The sequence below is a fragment of the Kitasatospora sp. NPDC127116 genome (assembly GCF_042677365.1).
GTDB classification, from domain to species: domain Bacteria; phylum Actinomycetota; class Actinomycetes; order Streptomycetales; family Streptomycetaceae; genus Kitasatospora; species Kitasatospora lactacystinica.
Genome location: NZ_JBHXTL010000020.1, coordinates 14,051 through 29,591 on the forward strand (window position 1 = coordinate 14,051; position 15,541 = coordinate 29,591).

The 15,541-nt window shown below is 74.2% G+C and carries 11 protein-coding genes; 7 read left to right on the forward strand and 4 right to left on the reverse strand.

The genetic code is table 11. The features are described from left to right. Window positions 1-70 precede the first annotated feature (70 nt). The 3 genes from ACFVHV_RS11680 (at window position 71) to ACFVHV_RS11690 (ending at window position 4,239) form a co-directional block, all read left to right on the forward strand. Window positions 71-1,138, forward strand: a complete 1,068-nt coding sequence (locus ACFVHV_RS11680; protein WP_380350850.1) for a carbohydrate ABC transporter permease — start codon at window positions 71-73, stop codon at window positions 1,136-1,138. Then, window positions 1,135-2,163 carry a carbohydrate ABC transporter permease gene (locus ACFVHV_RS11685; protein ID WP_380350852.1) on the forward strand — a complete coding sequence of 343 codons (1,029 nt, stop codon included), beginning with the start codon at window positions 1,135-1,137 and terminating at the stop codon, window positions 2,161-2,163. Before ACFVHV_RS11680 ends, ACFVHV_RS11685 begins: the two co-directional genes overlap by 4 nt. 552 nt (window positions 2,164-2,715) lie before the next feature. Continuing rightward, window positions 2,716-4,239 carry a DUF4153 domain-containing protein gene (locus ACFVHV_RS11690; protein ID WP_380350854.1) on the forward strand — a complete coding sequence of 508 codons (1,524 nt, stop codon included), beginning with the start codon at window positions 2,716-2,718 and terminating at the stop codon, window positions 4,237-4,239. A gap of 201 nt (window positions 4,240-4,440) precedes the next feature. Here ACFVHV_RS11690 and ACFVHV_RS11695 read toward each other — a convergent pair whose 3' ends face one another. Next, a complete protein-coding gene (locus tag ACFVHV_RS11695) occupies window positions 4,441-5,988 on the reverse strand; it encodes an MFS transporter (protein WP_380350856.1) in 1,548 nt (515 codons plus the stop codon). A 403-nt stretch (window positions 5,989-6,391) separates the two neighbouring features. Between ACFVHV_RS11695 and ACFVHV_RS11700 the strand changes: the two genes are divergently transcribed. From ACFVHV_RS11700 to ACFVHV_RS11710, 3 genes are all read left to right on the forward strand, one after another. After that, window positions 6,392-6,997, forward strand: a complete 606-nt coding sequence (locus tag ACFVHV_RS11700; RefSeq protein WP_359912705.1) for a TetR/AcrR family transcriptional regulator — start codon at window positions 6,392-6,394, stop codon at window positions 6,995-6,997. A 201-nt stretch (window positions 6,998-7,198) separates the two neighbouring features. Then, a complete protein-coding gene (locus tag ACFVHV_RS11705; RefSeq protein WP_359912708.1) occupies window positions 7,199-7,897 on the forward strand; it encodes a ribonuclease HII in 699 nt (232 codons plus the stop codon). Window positions 7,898-7,998: 101 nt separating this feature from the next. After that, complete coding sequence (locus ACFVHV_RS11710) at window positions 7,999-8,655, forward strand: hypothetical protein (protein WP_380350858.1); 657 nt, start codon at window positions 7,999-8,001, stop codon at window positions 8,653-8,655. A 148-nt stretch (window positions 8,656-8,803) separates the two neighbouring features. Here ACFVHV_RS11710 and ACFVHV_RS11715 read toward each other — a convergent pair whose 3' ends face one another. Beyond that, window positions 8,804-9,460 carry a hypothetical protein gene (locus ACFVHV_RS11715; RefSeq protein WP_380350901.1) on the reverse strand — a complete coding sequence of 219 codons (657 nt, stop codon included), beginning with the start codon at window positions 9,458-9,460 and terminating at the stop codon, window positions 8,804-8,806. A 426-nt stretch (window positions 9,461-9,886) separates the two neighbouring features. After that, window positions 9,887-12,082 (reverse strand): RecQ family ATP-dependent DNA helicase, encoded by a 2,196-nt coding sequence (locus ACFVHV_RS11720; RefSeq protein WP_359912717.1) that lies wholly within the window; start codon window positions 12,080-12,082, stop codon window positions 9,887-9,889. 229 nt (window positions 12,083-12,311) lie between these two features. On the opposite strand from ACFVHV_RS11720, the gene ACFVHV_RS11725 reads away from it, so the two are divergent. After that, on the forward strand, window positions 12,312-13,889 hold the full coding sequence (locus tag ACFVHV_RS11725; protein WP_380350860.1) for a DUF4192 family protein: 1,578 nt from the start codon (window positions 12,312-12,314) through the stop codon (window positions 13,887-13,889). A 31-nt stretch (window positions 13,890-13,920) separates the two neighbouring features. Here the strand turns inward: ACFVHV_RS11725 and ACFVHV_RS11730 are convergent, their stop codons facing one another. Continuing rightward, window positions 13,921-15,234, reverse strand: coding sequence for an alpha/beta fold hydrolase (locus ACFVHV_RS11730; RefSeq protein WP_380350862.1), 1,314 nt, complete (start codon window positions 15,232-15,234; stop codon window positions 13,921-13,923). Window positions 15,235-15,541 lie beyond the last annotated feature (307 nt).

The window sequence follows — 15,541 nt, forward strand, 5'->3', positions numbered from 1 at the left end:
TGGGGGGTGGGGGGCCCACCCCCCCCACCCGCCCGCCCCCTTCCCACCACGCCCGAAGGGACGCACAGCCATGTCCGTATCCGGATTCCCGTCACCCGCCGCCGAGCTGGCCGCGGACCGGTTGGCCGCCGGCGGGCTGGTCGCCGAGAGACTGGCGGCCGGCACCTGGAACGACGCGGCGGTCAAGTTCGGCAACACCTTCGGCGCCGTCGCCGGCTTCCTCGGCATCCTGCTGGTGGTCTTCCTGGTCGCCGGCCGGGCCCGGGGCCGCCTGGCCCGTCCGCTGGCGGTCGCGGTGTTCCTCGGCCCGGCGGTGCTGCTGCTGGCCGTCGGCCTGGTCGTGCCGCTGGTCCGCACGGTCTACCTCAGCCTCCAGAACGACGACGGCACCCGGTTCGTCGGCGGTGAGAACTTCGGCTGGGCCTTCACCTCCGACTCGGTGCAGAAGGTACTGGTCAACACGCTGCTCTGGCTGGTGGTCGCGCCGTTGGCGGCGACCGGGCTGGGGCTGGTGCTGGCGCTGCTGGTGGACCGGATGCGCGGCCAGTCGGTGTACAAGTCGCTGATCTTCATGCCGATGGCGATCTCGCTGGTCGGAGCGTCGATCATCTTCAAGTTCGTCTACGAGTCGCGCGGTCCGGGCCAGCCGCAGATCGGCCTGCTCAGCCAGCTCGCCGTCGCGGTGGGCTGGGACGATCCGCCGAACTGGCTGCTCTCGCAGCCGCTGAACACCTTCCTGCTGATGGCGGTGATGGTCTGGGTGCAGACCGGCTTCGCGATGGTGGTGCTGTCGGCGGCGATCAAGGCTATCCCGGACGAGGTCGTGGAGGCGGCCCGGCTGGACGGCGCGAGCGGGGTGCGGCTGTTCTGGTACGTCACCGTGCCGATGATCCGCACCACGGTGATGGTCGTCCTGACCACCGTCATGATCATCACCCTGAAGGCCTTCGACATCGTCCGCACCATGACCGGCGGCAACTTCGGCACCCAGGTGCTGGCCAACGAGATGTACTCGCAGTCCTTCGTGCAGTTCAACTCCGGGCGGGGCAGCGCCCTCGCGGTGCTCCTCTTCCTCGCGGTGCTGCCGCTGGTGGCCTACAACATCCTGCAGCTGCGGAAGGAGCGTGAGGTCCGGTGACCGGGACGGACGGCCGGGAGGGGACGGCGAAGACGGTGCGGCCGGAGGAATCGGCCCGGCAGGTGAAGGCGGCGCGCCGGGCGAAGGGAGCACGGCCGGAGGGGGCGGTGCGACCGGCCGGTGCGGCGCGGCCGGTGCGGAAGGCCTTCAGCAGTCCGCTGGCCTCGGTCTTCGTGATCGCGATGACGGTGCTCTGGACGGTCCCGACGCTGGGTCTGCTGGTGACCTCGCTGCGGCCCAAGCAGGACGTGACCGCCAGCGGCTGGTGGAACGCCTTCCTCCACCCCGACCTCGGCCTCGGCAACTACCACTCGGTGCTGTTCGAGGGCGGATCCGGGGTCTCCACCGGCCTGATGCCCTTCCTGGTCAACTCGCTGGCGATCAGCATCCCGGCGACGGTCTTCCCGCTGGCACTGGCGGCGATGGCGGCGTACGCGCTGGCCTGGGTGCGGTTCCGGGGGAGCGACGCGGTCTTCTTCACGGTGTTCGCGCTCCAGGTGGTGCCGCTCCAGATGGCGCTGATCCCGCTGCTGCGGCTGTTCGCCGGCGGCGCGCACCTGGGCGCGCTGACGCTGATTCCGGCGGTGGACCTGAAGGGCAGCTACGCGCCGGTCTGGCTGGCGCACACCATGTTCGCGCTGCCGCTGGCGGTGTTCCTGCTGCACAACTTCATCGCCCAGCTGCCGCGCGACCTGATGGAGGCCGCGGTGGTGGACGGCGCCTCGCACTTCAAGATCTTCCGCTCCATCGTGCTGCCGCTGTGCACCCCGGCGCTGGCCTCGTTCGCGATCTTCCAGTTCCTGTGGGTCTGGAACGACCTGCTGGTGGCGCTGACCTTCGCGGGCGGCACGCCGGAGGTGGCGCCGATGACGGTGCGGCTGGCGCAGCTGTCCGGCTCGCTCGGCGGGCGCTGGGAGCTGCTGACGGCCGGGGCGTTCCTGTCGATCGTCGTGCCGCTGATCGTCTTCTTCAGTCTCCAGCGGTACTTCGTTCGCGGGCTGCTGGCCGGGTCGGTGAAGGGGTAGCGGGGGAGTCCTTGGTGGTGAGGGCGTTCTGAACGCGTTCAGAGCTGACTTTTGAACCTGTTCAGAATGGTCTACAGTCGGCAGCGGCCGGGGCGCCGAGAGCGCCCGCCGGTGGACCGCCCGACGGGTGGCCTCCGCATGCCCGCCGACCACTGAGGGGGACTCATGTCAGGTCCGTCCGTTCCTGCCGCGCCCGATTCGCCCGATTCGCTCGGTTCACCCGGCTCGCCCGGCTCCACCGGTTCGACCGAGCTGCAGGGGACGTCCGAGCCGCAGGGGGCGTCCGAGGTGTCGGGGGCGACCGGGGTTCCGGGCCTGTCCGGGGCGACCGAGGAGGCCGGGGCGGCCGGCCCGACCGAGCCGCACAACCCTTATGACGCGTACGACCCGTACGGCCCGTACCGTGCGACGGGCCCCGGCCCGCAGGGGTCGCAGGGGTCGCAGGGGTCGCAGGGGTCGCAGGGGCCGCAGGGGCCGCAGGGGCCGCAGGGACTGCAGGGGTCGCAGGGCCGGCAAGGGCGGCCGGGCCCGGGCCGGGTTCCCGGCGCGCCCGTGCCCTCGACCGGTGCGTGGCTGCGCCGCAGCGACCCCGAACGACGGGCGGCGGCCAGGCCCGGGGTCGCCCTGGCGGCCCTGCTCACCGGCCTGCTGACGGCCTGGCTGCTCTTCGACGGCCTGGGGCTCAACCTGCTGGTACTCGGCGCCGCCGTCGCCGTCGGGGCAGGGGTCACCGCCCGGGCGGCCGGTCGCCGGATCCGGCCCTGGACGGCGGCGTGGAGCCTGCTCGCCCTCGCCCTGCTCGCCGTTCCGGCCTGCTGGGACGCCTCCTGGCCCGGGGCGCTGGCTGCCGTCGGCGCGCTCGCGCTGGCCTCGCTGGCCCTGCACGGCGGCCGCCGCTGGGCGGGCGTGCTGTTCCCGCTGCCCGGCATCCTGTGGCAGCTGGTGCCCTCGGTGGTCTGGGTCTGGGAGAGCGTGGACCGGCGGAACCTGCCCGGCCGCGGCCGGATCGTCCCGGTGCTCAAGGCGCTCGCGGTCGCCGCCGGCCTGCTGACCGTCTTCGGCCTGCTGTTCGCCAGCGCCGACGCCGCCATGGCGGACCTGCTGGGCAGCCTCAGCCCTGACCTCGACCTCGACCAACTCCCGGGGCGCGGCGTCCTGTTCGTGCTCGGGTCGGCGACTGCGCTGGGCTTCGCGCACATGGCCGCCGGCCCGCGCCGCTGGGACCGCACGGTGATCCGGCCGGGCCGGGAGCGGCGCCGGCTGGAGTGGGCGCTGCCGCTGGTCGCGCTCAACCTGATGTTCGGCGTCTTCGCCGTGATCCAGGCCGTGGTGGTGCTCGGCGGGGCGGACGCCGTGCTGAGCACCACCGGGATGAGCCGCTCCGCGTACGCCCGGCAGGGCTTCTGGCAGCTGAGCGTGATCACCGTGCTCACGCTGGTCGTGGTGGCGGTCGCCAAGCGGTGGGCGCCGCGCAGCACCGCGGCCGACCGCCGGATGGCGCGGATCCTGCTGGGGCTGCTCTGCCTGCTGGCGCTGGCCGTGGTCGCCTCGGCGCTCGGCAGGATGTGGTTCTACGTGGACGCCTCCGGGCTCACCCGGCTGCGGCTCTGGGTGCTGGTGGTCGAGGTCTGGCTGGGCGCCGTCTTCCTGCTGCTGATCGCGGCAGGGCTGACCCGCCGCACCGGCTGGCTGCCGCGCGTCGTCGTCCTCAGCGGGATGCTCACCGCCGCGGTCTACGGCCTGATGGGCCCGGACGCGATCGTCGCCGAGCAGAACGTCACCCGGTACGAACGGGCGCTGCGGACCGACCCGCACACCGCGGCGATCGACCTGCGCAACGTCCGCCGGCTCGCGGCGGACGCGGTGCCCGCCCTGGACCGGCTCCCCGAGCCGCAGCGGAGCTGTGCGCTGCAGCTGATCGGTCAGGGCGTGGGCGGAGCGTCGAAGCCCTGGTACGCGACCAACCTGGCGGCCGCCCGGGCCCGGGAGATCCTGGCGGAGCGGCCGCTGATGGACTCGACGGCGCCCGGCCGCACGGCCTGCGACTGGGCGAGGCTGGCGTACGAGGACAGGTAGGACGACCGGGGCGGGGCCCGCGGACGGCGGCAGGGCCGGTCGGGAGCGTGCTGCTCCCGGCCGGCCCTGCGTCCTGCGGCGGCTTGTTGCGCCTGCTTGTGGCTTGTGGCTTGTCGCGCGGTGTCGCGGCCGCGGGCCGCGGTGCCGCCGCATCGTGACGGCGTCGGAGCGCCGTGACGGTGTCAGTGCATCGTGACGGTGTCAGTGCATCGCGACGGCGGATGAGCCGCTCGGCAGGTCGCTGGCCTTGGCCTTGATCGCGAAGACCGCGACGAGCAGGGCGACCGCCGCGAGCGCGGCACCCACGATGAAGCCGTGCGAAATGCCCTGGGTGAGCACGGTGTTGGCGGCGTCCGTGCCCGGCGGGAACTCGTGGTGCTGCTGGAGGTAGGCCAGTTGCTCCGGCGTCGCGCTCTCCATGAACTTCGGCAGCTGCGCGGTGGCCTCCGCCGTGGCGTAGTGCGCGAAGACCGTGGTCAGGATCGACAGGCCGAGCGAACCGCCGATCTGCTGCATCGAGTTGAGGAGGCCGGAGGCGGCGCCGGTCTCCTCGCCCGGGACACCGGCGACGGAGAGCAGCATCACCGGGACGAAGATCAGACCCATGCCGAAGCCGAACACCACCGTGGGGCCGAGCACCCCGTCCAGGTAGCCGCTGTCCTTGCTCATCTGGGTCAGCCAGCTGAGCCCGACGGTGACCAGCAGCGCGCCGCCCGCCATGAAGGGCTTCGGGCCGTACTTGGCCTGGAGGTTGGAGGCGATCTGCGCGGCGATGATGATCGCGACGCTGATCGGGAGGAAGGAGACGCCGGCCTTCAGTGGGCTGTAGCCGAGCGGACCCTGCACGAACAGCACGACGTAGAAGAAGATGCCGAACATGGCCGCGGCCAGGCAGAGCATCATCACCAGGCCGCCGGTGCGGTTCCGGTCGGCGAACAGGTGCATCGGGGTGATCGGCTGGTCGGTGCGGCTCTCCACCACGAGGAAGGCCGCGAGCAGGATCGCGCCGGCCGCGAAGGAGCCGAGCGTGATGCCGTCCGACCAGCCGTCCGAGGCGGCCCGGATGAATCCGTAGACCAGGCCGACCAGGCCGAGAGTCGAGGTGAGCGCGCCGGGCAGGTCGAAGCGGCCCGGGTGGCGCTCGGACTCGGCGATGTAGCGCGGCGCGGCTATCGCGATCAGGATCGCGATCGGCACGTTGACGAAGAACACCCAGCGCCAGTTCAGGTACTCGGTGAGCAGACCGCCGGCCAGCAGGCCGATCGCGGCGCCCGAACCGGCGACCGCCGAGAAAACGCCGAACGCGCGGTTGCGTTCGGGTCCTTCGTCGAAGTTGGTCGCGATCAGGGCGAAGGCGGTCGGGGAACAGATCGCGCCACCGATGCCCTGGAGCGCGCGGGCGGCCAGCAGCAGAGTGCTGTCCTGCGCGAAACCGCCGAGCAGCGAGGCCAGGCCGAACAGCAGGGTGCCGAAGATGAACACCCGGCGGCGGCCGAGGATGTCGCCCGCGCGACCGCCGAGCAGCAGCAGCCCGCCGAAGGTCAGGGTGTAGGCGTTGATGACCCACGACAGGTCGGTGGTGGAGAAGCCCAGGGCGTCCTTGATGTGCGGAAGCGCGATGTTCACGATGGTCGCGTCGAGGACCACCATGAGCTGGGTGGCCGCGATGACGGTCAGGGTGATGCCCTTGCCCCGCCCCTGGCCCGTCCGCGGTGGCGAGTTCTTGCTGAGCGTGTCGGAGATGGCCACGAATGTGCCCCCTGCTGGCTGTGTGCTCGGTGGTGCGGTTCGGCGGAGTCGCCGGTCCGGGTGTGGCCGCGCGCCCTTGCGCAGGCCTGGAAGGAACGGGATCGTTCACTAATCGGGACGATATCCTGGCCGTGATTGTGAACGCAAGCGTTCCTTAAGGATGGTGGCGATGGAGCGGTTGGTACGGCGCCTGGTGGCGGACCGGTCCGGTCGGTCGCGGGGAGGCCCCCCGGGGGGTCCTCCGGGAGGGCCGGCGGACTCGGCCGGTCAGGCGGACCCGGCGTCGAGGGAGGGGACCGTTCGGCCCGCGGAGGCGGACGCCGGGGCGGCGGTCACGGGGCAGGGCGTCGGAGCTGGCGCGGAGCCGGGCGGCAGGCCGGGCGCGGACCCGGCCTTCTGCCCGGTGCGGGCCGCCCACCAGGCACTGAGGCGGCCGGCACGGCGCCGGGGGAAGGAGCTGGAGGCGGCGATCTTCGAGGCCGCGCTCGACCAGCTCACCTCCGGCGGATACGCGCGGCTGACCATGGAAGGGGTCGCCAGTGCGGCGCGGACCGGGAAGGCCGCGCTCTACCGGCGCTGGGCGTCCAAGGACGAACTCGTTCTCGACGCCCTGGACGCCACTCTCCCACGCCCTTACGACACCCCCGACCTCGGGTCCGCGCGGGACGAACTCCACCGGCTCGTCGAGGGGTTCACGAAGGCGATGACCTCCCGGGTGGGCTCCGCGCTCAATGCGCTGATGGGCGAGATCGACCACGAGCGGGCCGAGGTCTTCAAGGCCTTCGTCACCGACCGGGTCATCGAGCCGACCGCGCGGACCATCCTGGAGATCCTGCGCCGCGGCGCCGAGCGCGGCGACGTCCGGCCCGGCGCGGCCACCCCCCTGGTGGCGGACGTCATTCCGGCGGTACTGCTCTACCAGGTCAAGATCCGCGGGCTGGAGAACATGGGGCCGGGCTTCGCCGGCCGGCTGGTGGACGAGGTGCTGGAGCCGATGATCCGGGCCTGAGGCGGCCCGCGCCGGGCGCGCGGAGCGTGTGGCCCGGTGGCCCCGCCCGCCCGTCGACGGCCCCGCCCGTCCGTCCGGTGACTGCCCCGCCCGCCCGTCCGTCCGTCCGTTGACGGCCCCGCCCGCCCGCCCGGGCGGGCGGACTCGGCGGTCGCGGACCGGGCTTAGGCTGGAGGCTGCCCCCGCTGAACGGAAGACGCCATGCCCATCGTCCCCCCGACGCACTCCGTCGAACGCTCGCTCCGCCGGGCCGGCGCCAAGATCGTCGTCGGTCTCGACGAGGTCGGGCGCGGCGCCTGGGCCGGGCCGGTCACCGTGGGCGCGGCCGTCACCGGCCTGCGCAAGGCGCCGGAGGGGCTGACCGACTCCAAGCTGCTCACCGAGCTGCGCCGCCGCGCGCTCGCCCCCGTGCTCGCCGACTGGGTCACCGCGTACGCGCTCGGGCAGGCCTCCCCGCAGGAGTGCGACGAGCTCGGCATGACGGCGGCGCTGCGGCTGGCCGCCGTCCGCGCGCTGGAGGCGCTGCCGGTCGAACCCGACGCGGTGATCCTGGACGGCAAGCACGACTACCTCGGCGGCCCCTGGCGGGTGCGCACGGTGATCAAGGGCGACCAGTCCTGCATCTGCGTGTCCGCCGCCTCGGTGCTCGCCAAGGTCCACCGCGACGGCCTGATGGCCGAACTGGGCGAGGGGTGCCCGGAGTACGGCTTCGCCGACAACGCCGGCTACCCGTCCCCGGTGCACCGCGCCGCACTGGAGGAGTTCGGCCCCACCGGGCACCACCGGCTCTCCTGGGCGTACTTGGACGCACTGCCGAAGTGGCGCCATCTCAAGCGCGTCCGGGAGGGTGCGGGCGACGGCCGTGGGTCCGCCGACGAACAGTTGACGCTCGGTTTCTGACGATCCGTCTGGAATTGCCCCGGGAGGGGGCGGCAGGAGACCGGTGCCCAATGGGTGGGGCGCCCGTGCGCGTCCGACCGGCATTTGATAGATATCCGGGTATGCCTGTCTTCCCCGAGGAGCCGGAGATTCACGAGAGCATCCCGGGCCCCGGCGTTCCCTTCCCCCGCGAGTCGGACGCACAAGCCCCCGCCACCGCACCCACCACCACCGTCGCCGCCCCGGCTCCGGTGCCCGGCCCCCGTCCGGCGCCTCCGCGCCCGGTCCCGCCGCGCGCCGCCCGTCCGGGTCCGCCGCGACTGATCCCCAAGCCCGGGCCGGCACCGCGCCGCCCGGCCCCCGCCGCACCGCAGGTGGAGGTCCAACGGATCGCCGCCACCCCGGCGCGGGCCGTGGAGCACGCCGACGAGGCGGTCGACCTGCTGCTGGAGTCCGGCCGCGATCCGGGCGACATCCTGGTGCTGACGGTCGGCGAGGCCCACCCGTGGCAGCAGCACGAGCTCTCCTTCGGTGAGGAGCGCTACTGGGCGCAGCTCGCCGAGGGCGGGGACGTGTTCTACGCGGACGCCGCGCTGACCCGTCCGGTCACCCGCGAGGTGGTCGTCCTGGTAGTCAACGGCGGACCGTCCGCCCGGGCCGCCGAGGCGTACACCAAGGCGCTCGGCCGCGCGACCGCGCTGCTGGTGGTCTGCGGCGACGCCGATCCGGCTGCCGTGGGCGCGGCCGGAGCCGCGCCGGGCCGTCCGGTCAAGGCCTGACCACAGTCGTCCACCCCGGGCCCGGTGCCGTCGTACGGTGCCGGGCCCGGGGTCCGTCCCACGGCGCTCGGGGCCGGTGGCGTCGGCAGGTGTCGACGGCCGGCGGTCGACCGTCGACGGCCCGGTGGGGCCGGTGGCCCGTGCGGACTCAGCCCGTGCCGGTGCGGCGCGTCGGTTCGGCCGCTGCGACCCGCGCCGCTGCCCACGGGGGCTCGGACTTCGGGGAGCGTGCCGCGTCCTCGCCGCGCTCGGCCTGGTCGGCGGCCTGTTGGCGGGTGCGGTGGTTGCGCGGGGCGTCCAGCGCCGAGCGCGGCGGCAGTTCCGTCACGGTGTGCACCGGCCCGTCGGCCCACGAGCCCGCGTGCGGGTTGCGTCCGCCCCGTCCGTCCCCGAGGACCTGCCAACCCGCCGGGGTGAGCCCGATGTACGCGCCGCAGCGCAGTCCGTGGAGCGCGGACGCGTCTCTCAGCGCCCACATCCAGGCGCCGTCCTGCTCCGTCCAGCCGGGTGCGCCGTCGCGGCAGCGCAGCAGTACGGCCGTCCGGGTCGGCTCGGACCGTCTCAGGTCGTGCGGAATGATCCGGCGCAGGTGCGTCAGCAGCGCGTTGCGGTGCTGCCAGCCGTCGGTGTCGTGCGGCCAGGGGGTGAACGAGGCCGAGGCGACGAGGCGGTGGAGCGCGTCCAGGACGGCGACCACGACGGTGCCCGGCTGCGGCAGGTGATGCTGGTGCAGTTCCAGGACGAACTCGCGGGGGTCGCGCAGCAACGGGATCCCCGAGGCGGTCCAGGTCTCCAGGTCCAGCACCCGTCTGGGTTCCGGACTCCCGGAGAAGGGGTTCTGACCTCGGTCGATACCGTTGATCACGATCCTCCTTCCTGGCCCGTGGGCAGGCGGGTGCCTGGGTACGCCGAAGGGCGGGGCCAGCGGACCGGGTTTCGGGTACCTCCCAATTCTCAGGGCATCGGGGGCAGAGCGGCAATGATGAAAAGATGAACGCCACCCGATAGCCCATGGTCTGCCGGATATGTTCCACAGCGGACCGAGTGCCGGGCAGGCGCCTCCAGGCCTTGATCCACGGCGCCCTGAGGGCAGGGCGAACCGTCATCGGCATGGTGAGCACTCCTTTCCCGGATCGTTCGGCCGGTGTGATCGAAATCGCTTCGCCTGATCCTTTCTGTTAGGCCATTCGGGTGAGTGGGTGGGCTTCGTCGACGGCCTTCCGCCGTCCCGTCACGCCTGCACGGCCAGTACCAGCGGCAGCACCGCGCTCGCCCCAGCCCGGCGCAGCAGCCGGGCGGCCACGGTGACCGTCCAGCCCGAGTCGACGAGGTCGTCCACCAGGAGCACCGGTCCACCGGCGGCCGCCACCGCCTGCTCCACCTCCGGGGGCAGGACCAGCGCGCCGGCCAGCGAGTGCAGCCGCTGGGCGCTGTTGCTGCGGGCACCGTGCGGGGGCAGCCCGCCGGCGTAGTCGATCCCGCCGAGCAGCGGCAGCCGCCCGACCTCGGCGATCCGGGCGCCCAGGCTGCCGACCAGCCGCGGCCTGGTCGAGGAGGCCATCGTCACCACGCCGACGGGCCGCTCCAGCCGGGCGCCCTCCGTCGTCGCGGGCCCGGCCCAGCCGCCCGGGCCCCGGGCCCAGTCGGCGAGCACCGCCACCAGCGCGTCCACCGCCTCGCCGGGCACCGGCACGTCCGGCGCCTGCTCGGCGAGCAGGCTGCGCAGCCGGGTGCCCCAGCCGATGTCGGACAGCCGGCCCAGCGCCCGGCCGGTCTCCGCCTGCTCGCCCGCGGGGATCCGGCCCTTGAGCGGCACCCCCAGCGAGTCCATCCCGGTCGGCCACAGCCGGCGCGGCTCGAAGCTCACGCCGGGGCGGCCGAGCGCGGCCCGGGCGGCCGCCAGCGTCTCCGCGGAGACGTCCGGGGTGTGCAGCGGCCCCGCGCAGTTGTCGCACCGCCCGCACGGCACGGCCTGCTCGTCGTCCAGCTGGCGGCGCAGGAACTCCATCCGGCAGCCGGTGCCCGCCGCATAGTCGCGCATCGCCCGCTGCTCCGCGTCCCGGGAGGCGGCGACCTTGGCGTAGCGGGCGCCGTCGTACGCCCAGCTCTGCCCGGTGGCCGTCCAGCCGCCCTTGACCCGGCGGACGGCACCGTCCACGTCGAGCACCTTGAGCATGGTCTCCAGCCGGGCCCGGCGCAGATCCACCCGGGGCTCCAGGGCGGCGGTGGAGAGCGGGCGGCCGGCCTCGGCGAGGGCGTCGATGGTGCGGCGCACCTGCTCCTCCGGCGGGAAGGCCAGCGAGGCGAAGTAGCGCCAGATCGCCTCGTCCTCGCGCCCGGGCAGCAGCAGCACCTCGGCCCGGTCCACTCCGCGCCCGGCGCGGCCGACCTGCTGGTAGTAGGCGATCGGCGAGCTGGGCGAGCCGAGGTGCACCACGAAGCCGAGGTCGGGCTTGTCGAAGCCCATGCCGAGTGCGGAGGTGGCGACCAGCGCCTTGACCCGGTTGGCCAGCAGGTCGGCCTCGGCGGTGCGGCGCTCGGCGTCCTCGGTGCGGCCGGAGTAGGAGGCCACCGGGAAGCCGCGCTCGCGCAGGAAGGCCGTCACCTCCTCGGCGGCGGCCACCGTCAGGGTGTAGACGATGCCCGAGCCGGGGAGCCGTTCGAGGTGGTCGGCCAGCCAGGCGAGGCGGTGGGCCGGGTCGGGCAGGGAGAGCACGCCCAGGGTGAGGCTCTCCCGGTCGAGCGGCCCGCGAAGCACCAGGGCGTGCTCGTCGGTGGCGCCGGTGCCGAGCTGTTCGGCGACGTCCGCGGTGACCCGGGCGTTGGCGGTGGCGGTGGTGGCCAGCACCGGGACGCCGGCCGGCAGGTCGGCGAGCATGGTGCGCAGCCGGCGGTAGTCGGGGCGGAAGTCGTGCCCCCAGTCCGAGATGCAGTGGGCCTCGTCGACCACCAGCAGGCCGGTGGAGGCGGCGAGCTCGGGCAGGACCTGGTCGCGGAAGTCTGGGTTGTTCAGCCGCTCGGGGCTGACCAGCAGGATGTCGACCTTCCCCGCGGCGACCTCCTCCTGGATCGCGGCCCACTCGTCGCTGTTGGCCGAGTTGATGGTGCGGGCGTGGATGCCGGCCCGGCCGGCCGACTCGACCTGGTTGCGCATCAGGGCGAGCAGCGGCGAGACGATCACCGTCGGCCCGGAGCCGCGGGCCCGGAGCAGGGCCGTGGCGATGAAGTAGACCGCGGACTTCCCCCAGCCGGTGCGCTGGACGACCAGGGCACGGCGGCGGTCGACCACGAGGGCCTCGATGGCCGTCCACTGGTCCTCGCGCAGGGTGGCTCCGGGGCCGGCGAGCTCGCGCAGGACGGCCTCGGCCCGCGCCCGGACCTCGGCGCGGTCGGCGGTGGCGGTGGTGTGGGTGTCGGGCTGCTGCATGGCGTCCATGTAACCCCGTACCGCTGACAAGCGACGAATGCGGGGGAGGGGAAGCGGGGGAAGGCGAGGTGTATTTCATCCGCTGATCCGCTGAACGGCGGACAAAATCCACCCGTGGGAGTGAGTCTTGCCTACTTCGAATGAGCGAAGGAAAATTCGGGGGCGGAGTTATCCACAGGAAAAAACTTAGTTCCGGTGTCGTCCGCGGATTGCGTCCACTCTTGCGGCCATGAACGCGATGAACAACGAACACGTCATTCTGTCCCTCGGTCCGGCCTCCGACCACCGGTCGGTCGTCATGCGCGGCCCGGCCGACATGGCCGAGCTGCTTCCGTACTTCCTGGGCTTCTACCCGGACGACAGCATCGTCGCGGTCGGGCTCCACGGCCCCGGCCTCCACCAGGGCGGGGTGATCCGGGCGGATCTGCCGCGGTCGCCCGCGCAGTGGCCGGCCGCGGCGGAGGAGACGGCCGCCCTGCTGGTCGCCCTCTCCGAGCGGCACGGCTCCCGGCCGCTCCAGGTGCTCCTCTACCTCTGCCAGGATCCCGGCACGGCCCACGCCCCTCCGGTGGTGGACGGGCTGCGGCCGCTGGCGCAGGCCCTCCGGGCGGCCTTCGGGCGCCGGGGCGTGGCCGTCAAGGAGTCGCTGTGCGTCTCGGACGGCCGCTGGTGGTCCTTCCTCTGCCGCGGCGACGGCTGCTGCGACGCGGCGGGCAATCCGGTGCGGCGCAGCCCCGACCCGGGTCCGGCGGCCGCCGCCGCGACGGTCGCCGGCCTGGTGCCGCGCGGCAGCCGGAAGGCGATCATCGGCGGGCTGGAGCCCGTCGGTCCGCCGGAGGCCGTCGCCCAGTGCGACGCGCTCGCCCGGGCGGAGGCCGTGGACGCCCTCGCCAGGGAGCAGCGCATCGCCCTGCTCGACCAGGCCGTCGCCGAGTTCCGGGCCGGGGCCGGGGAACTCGATCCGGACCGGACGGCCCAACTGCTGCTCGCCCTGCGGGACCGCCTGGTACGGGACCGCGGCGTCGAGTACGCCCGGCCCGACGAGCTGGCCCCGGCCGAGCGGCTCTGGCGCTTCCTCGCCCGGCGGGCGGTGCCGCCCTACGAGGGCTGCGCGGTGGCCCCGCTCACCCTGCTGGCCTGGACGTCCTGGGTCGCGGGGGACACGGCGACGGCCCGGGTCGTGCTCGGCCACGTCCTGCGGCTCGCCCCGGGCTACCTGCTGGCCGAACTGCTCTACGAGTCGCTCAACGACGGCATGACGCCCCAGGGCCTGTTGGCCGCCGTCGAGGCCCAGCGGCGGCGGCGCGAGGAGTCCGAGGCCGCGGCGGCCCCGGTCGACGAACCGCGGCCCCCGGTCGGCGGAGCGCCGGGCGCCGAGGGGTCACCGCCCGCTCAGGAAGCGCCGTCCGGTGGCGCGGCGGCTCCCGGGCCCGCCGTCCCGGGGGCGGGTGCGGCTCCCGGTGAACGGCCCGGGCGGTCCGCCGGTGGCCGACGGCATCGGCGGGGCGGTCGCCGGAAGGGCTCGTCCACGGCATCGGCACCGGCCGATCCGGGGCCGGGCGCGCCCGACGGCCCCGACGGCCCCGACAGCACGGAGCCGGGCGGTGGCGCCGCCGGGGCGGTCGCCCTGCTCCCGGCGCCCGGACGGGTCGAGCAGCCCGGGCACACCCGGGCGGCCGGCGAGCGGTCCGCCCGGGGCCTGCGGCTCGGCCGGGCCGCGGCGTGCGCGCCCGCCGCGGTCCGGACCGGCCTCCACCGCTGCCGGGGCGTCCGGCGGGCGGGGAGGGGGAGCCACCGTGCGCACTGAGCCCCGCGGCACGGCGCCGGCCCGCGGGCGGCTACGCCTCGCCGCGCGCCATCCTGATCAGGCGGTCCAGCACCTTGCCGCCGCTCAGCCGAAGGCCGTCGTGCTCCCACTCGTTGGTGATCCAGGCCCGCAGGCCGCGCACCGCGCGCGCGGTCTCCAGCGAGTCGGCGGTGTCCACGTACATGTCGTCGTGGTACACCGCCGCCACCACCGGCACGGTGTTGGCGGCCAGCCGCGCCCGGTCGTACAGGTCGGGCCAGTCGGTGCGGGCGGCGAGCAGGTCCGCGGTCTCCTTCAGCGGGCGCAGCGCCGGGTCGGTGTCGAACATCCAGGGGTAGATCATCTCCCCGGTGAACAGCACCGGCGCGTCGGACTCCAGCGCGGCCCGGGCGTCGAACTGCGGGAACTCCTTGCGGACCCGCTCGGCCGCCCAGGCGGTGCCGCCCTGGTCCACCGACCGCTGGCCGTAGATCGACTCGTGCAGCACCGCGTACAGCGGACCGCCCGCGAAGGAGAGCTGGGCCTGGGCGCCGGCCAGGAAGGTGTCGGAGAGCTCGGGCCCGGCCGCGCCCTCCACCCAGGCCTCCTCCAGCAGGTAGTGGAGCGTGCCGGAGCCGTTGCCACCACCGAGCAGCAGGCCGAGCAGCTGGAACGCCTCGACGGTGAGCAGCCCGCCGTCCGGCAGGGTCGCGGGGGAGTCGGCGAGGTGGGCCGCGATCCGGCGCACCGCCTGGACGTCCTGCGGGAACCGGGCGTAGTGGTCCTCGTTCTTGCGGACCACCCGTGGGTAGGCGGTGCGGTAGACGTCGTCGGCCGAGCTGCCGAGGCCGGCGAGGCCACCGGTGATGAAGGCCTCGGTCAGGCCCTCGGGGGCGATGGAGAGGTAGGTGAGGGTGCAGAAGCCGCCGAAGCTCTGGCCGAGCACGCTCCAGCGCCGGTCGGCGCCGAGCAGCCGCTCGCGGATCAGCTCGGCGTCCCGGACGATCGAGTCCGCCCGGAAGTGGGCCAGGTAGTCCGCCTGCTCCTGCGGGCCGCCGCGCCGGGCGAGGGTCTGCCGGGTCGCGGGGGTGGACCGCCCGGTGCCGCGCTGGTCGAGCAGCAGCACCCGGTAGTCGTCCAGGGCGCGCTCCAGCCAGGAGTCCCGGCCGAGCGGGCGGGCGGCCTTGCCGCCGGGACCGCCCTGGAGGAAGACCAACCAGGGCAGGTCGTCCCGCTCGCGGCCTGTGGCCACCACCTCGCGGGCGTACACCTCGATCTGCTCGCCCTGCGGGGCGGCGTGGTCGAGCGGCAGCTGGAACACGTGGTCGGTCGTGACAATCCCGGGCAGCCGGCTGATGGTGGACATGCAACTCCTCGGTCTCTGCTGGTCACAGCGATGGCGTCGCGGTTCACGGGGTCACCGGGTGCGGGGGCCGCGACCCCCGCACCGTATCCTGGCGGCGGTCGAGCACCGGTTCGACCGCCCCGCCCGTCCGATCGGACGGCCGAGCCCGACCGGCGGACGGCCCGAGCCGGCCCCGGCAGCGGCCCGGACGATGGGCGCCGGCCCCGGAGGGCGGAGGGTGACGTGCCCGCAGCGAGGCCCCGGTGACGATCCGATGGAAGCGGTACGACCGCCGAGCCGGGCCGCCCTGACCAGCGGTGCAGCGGCG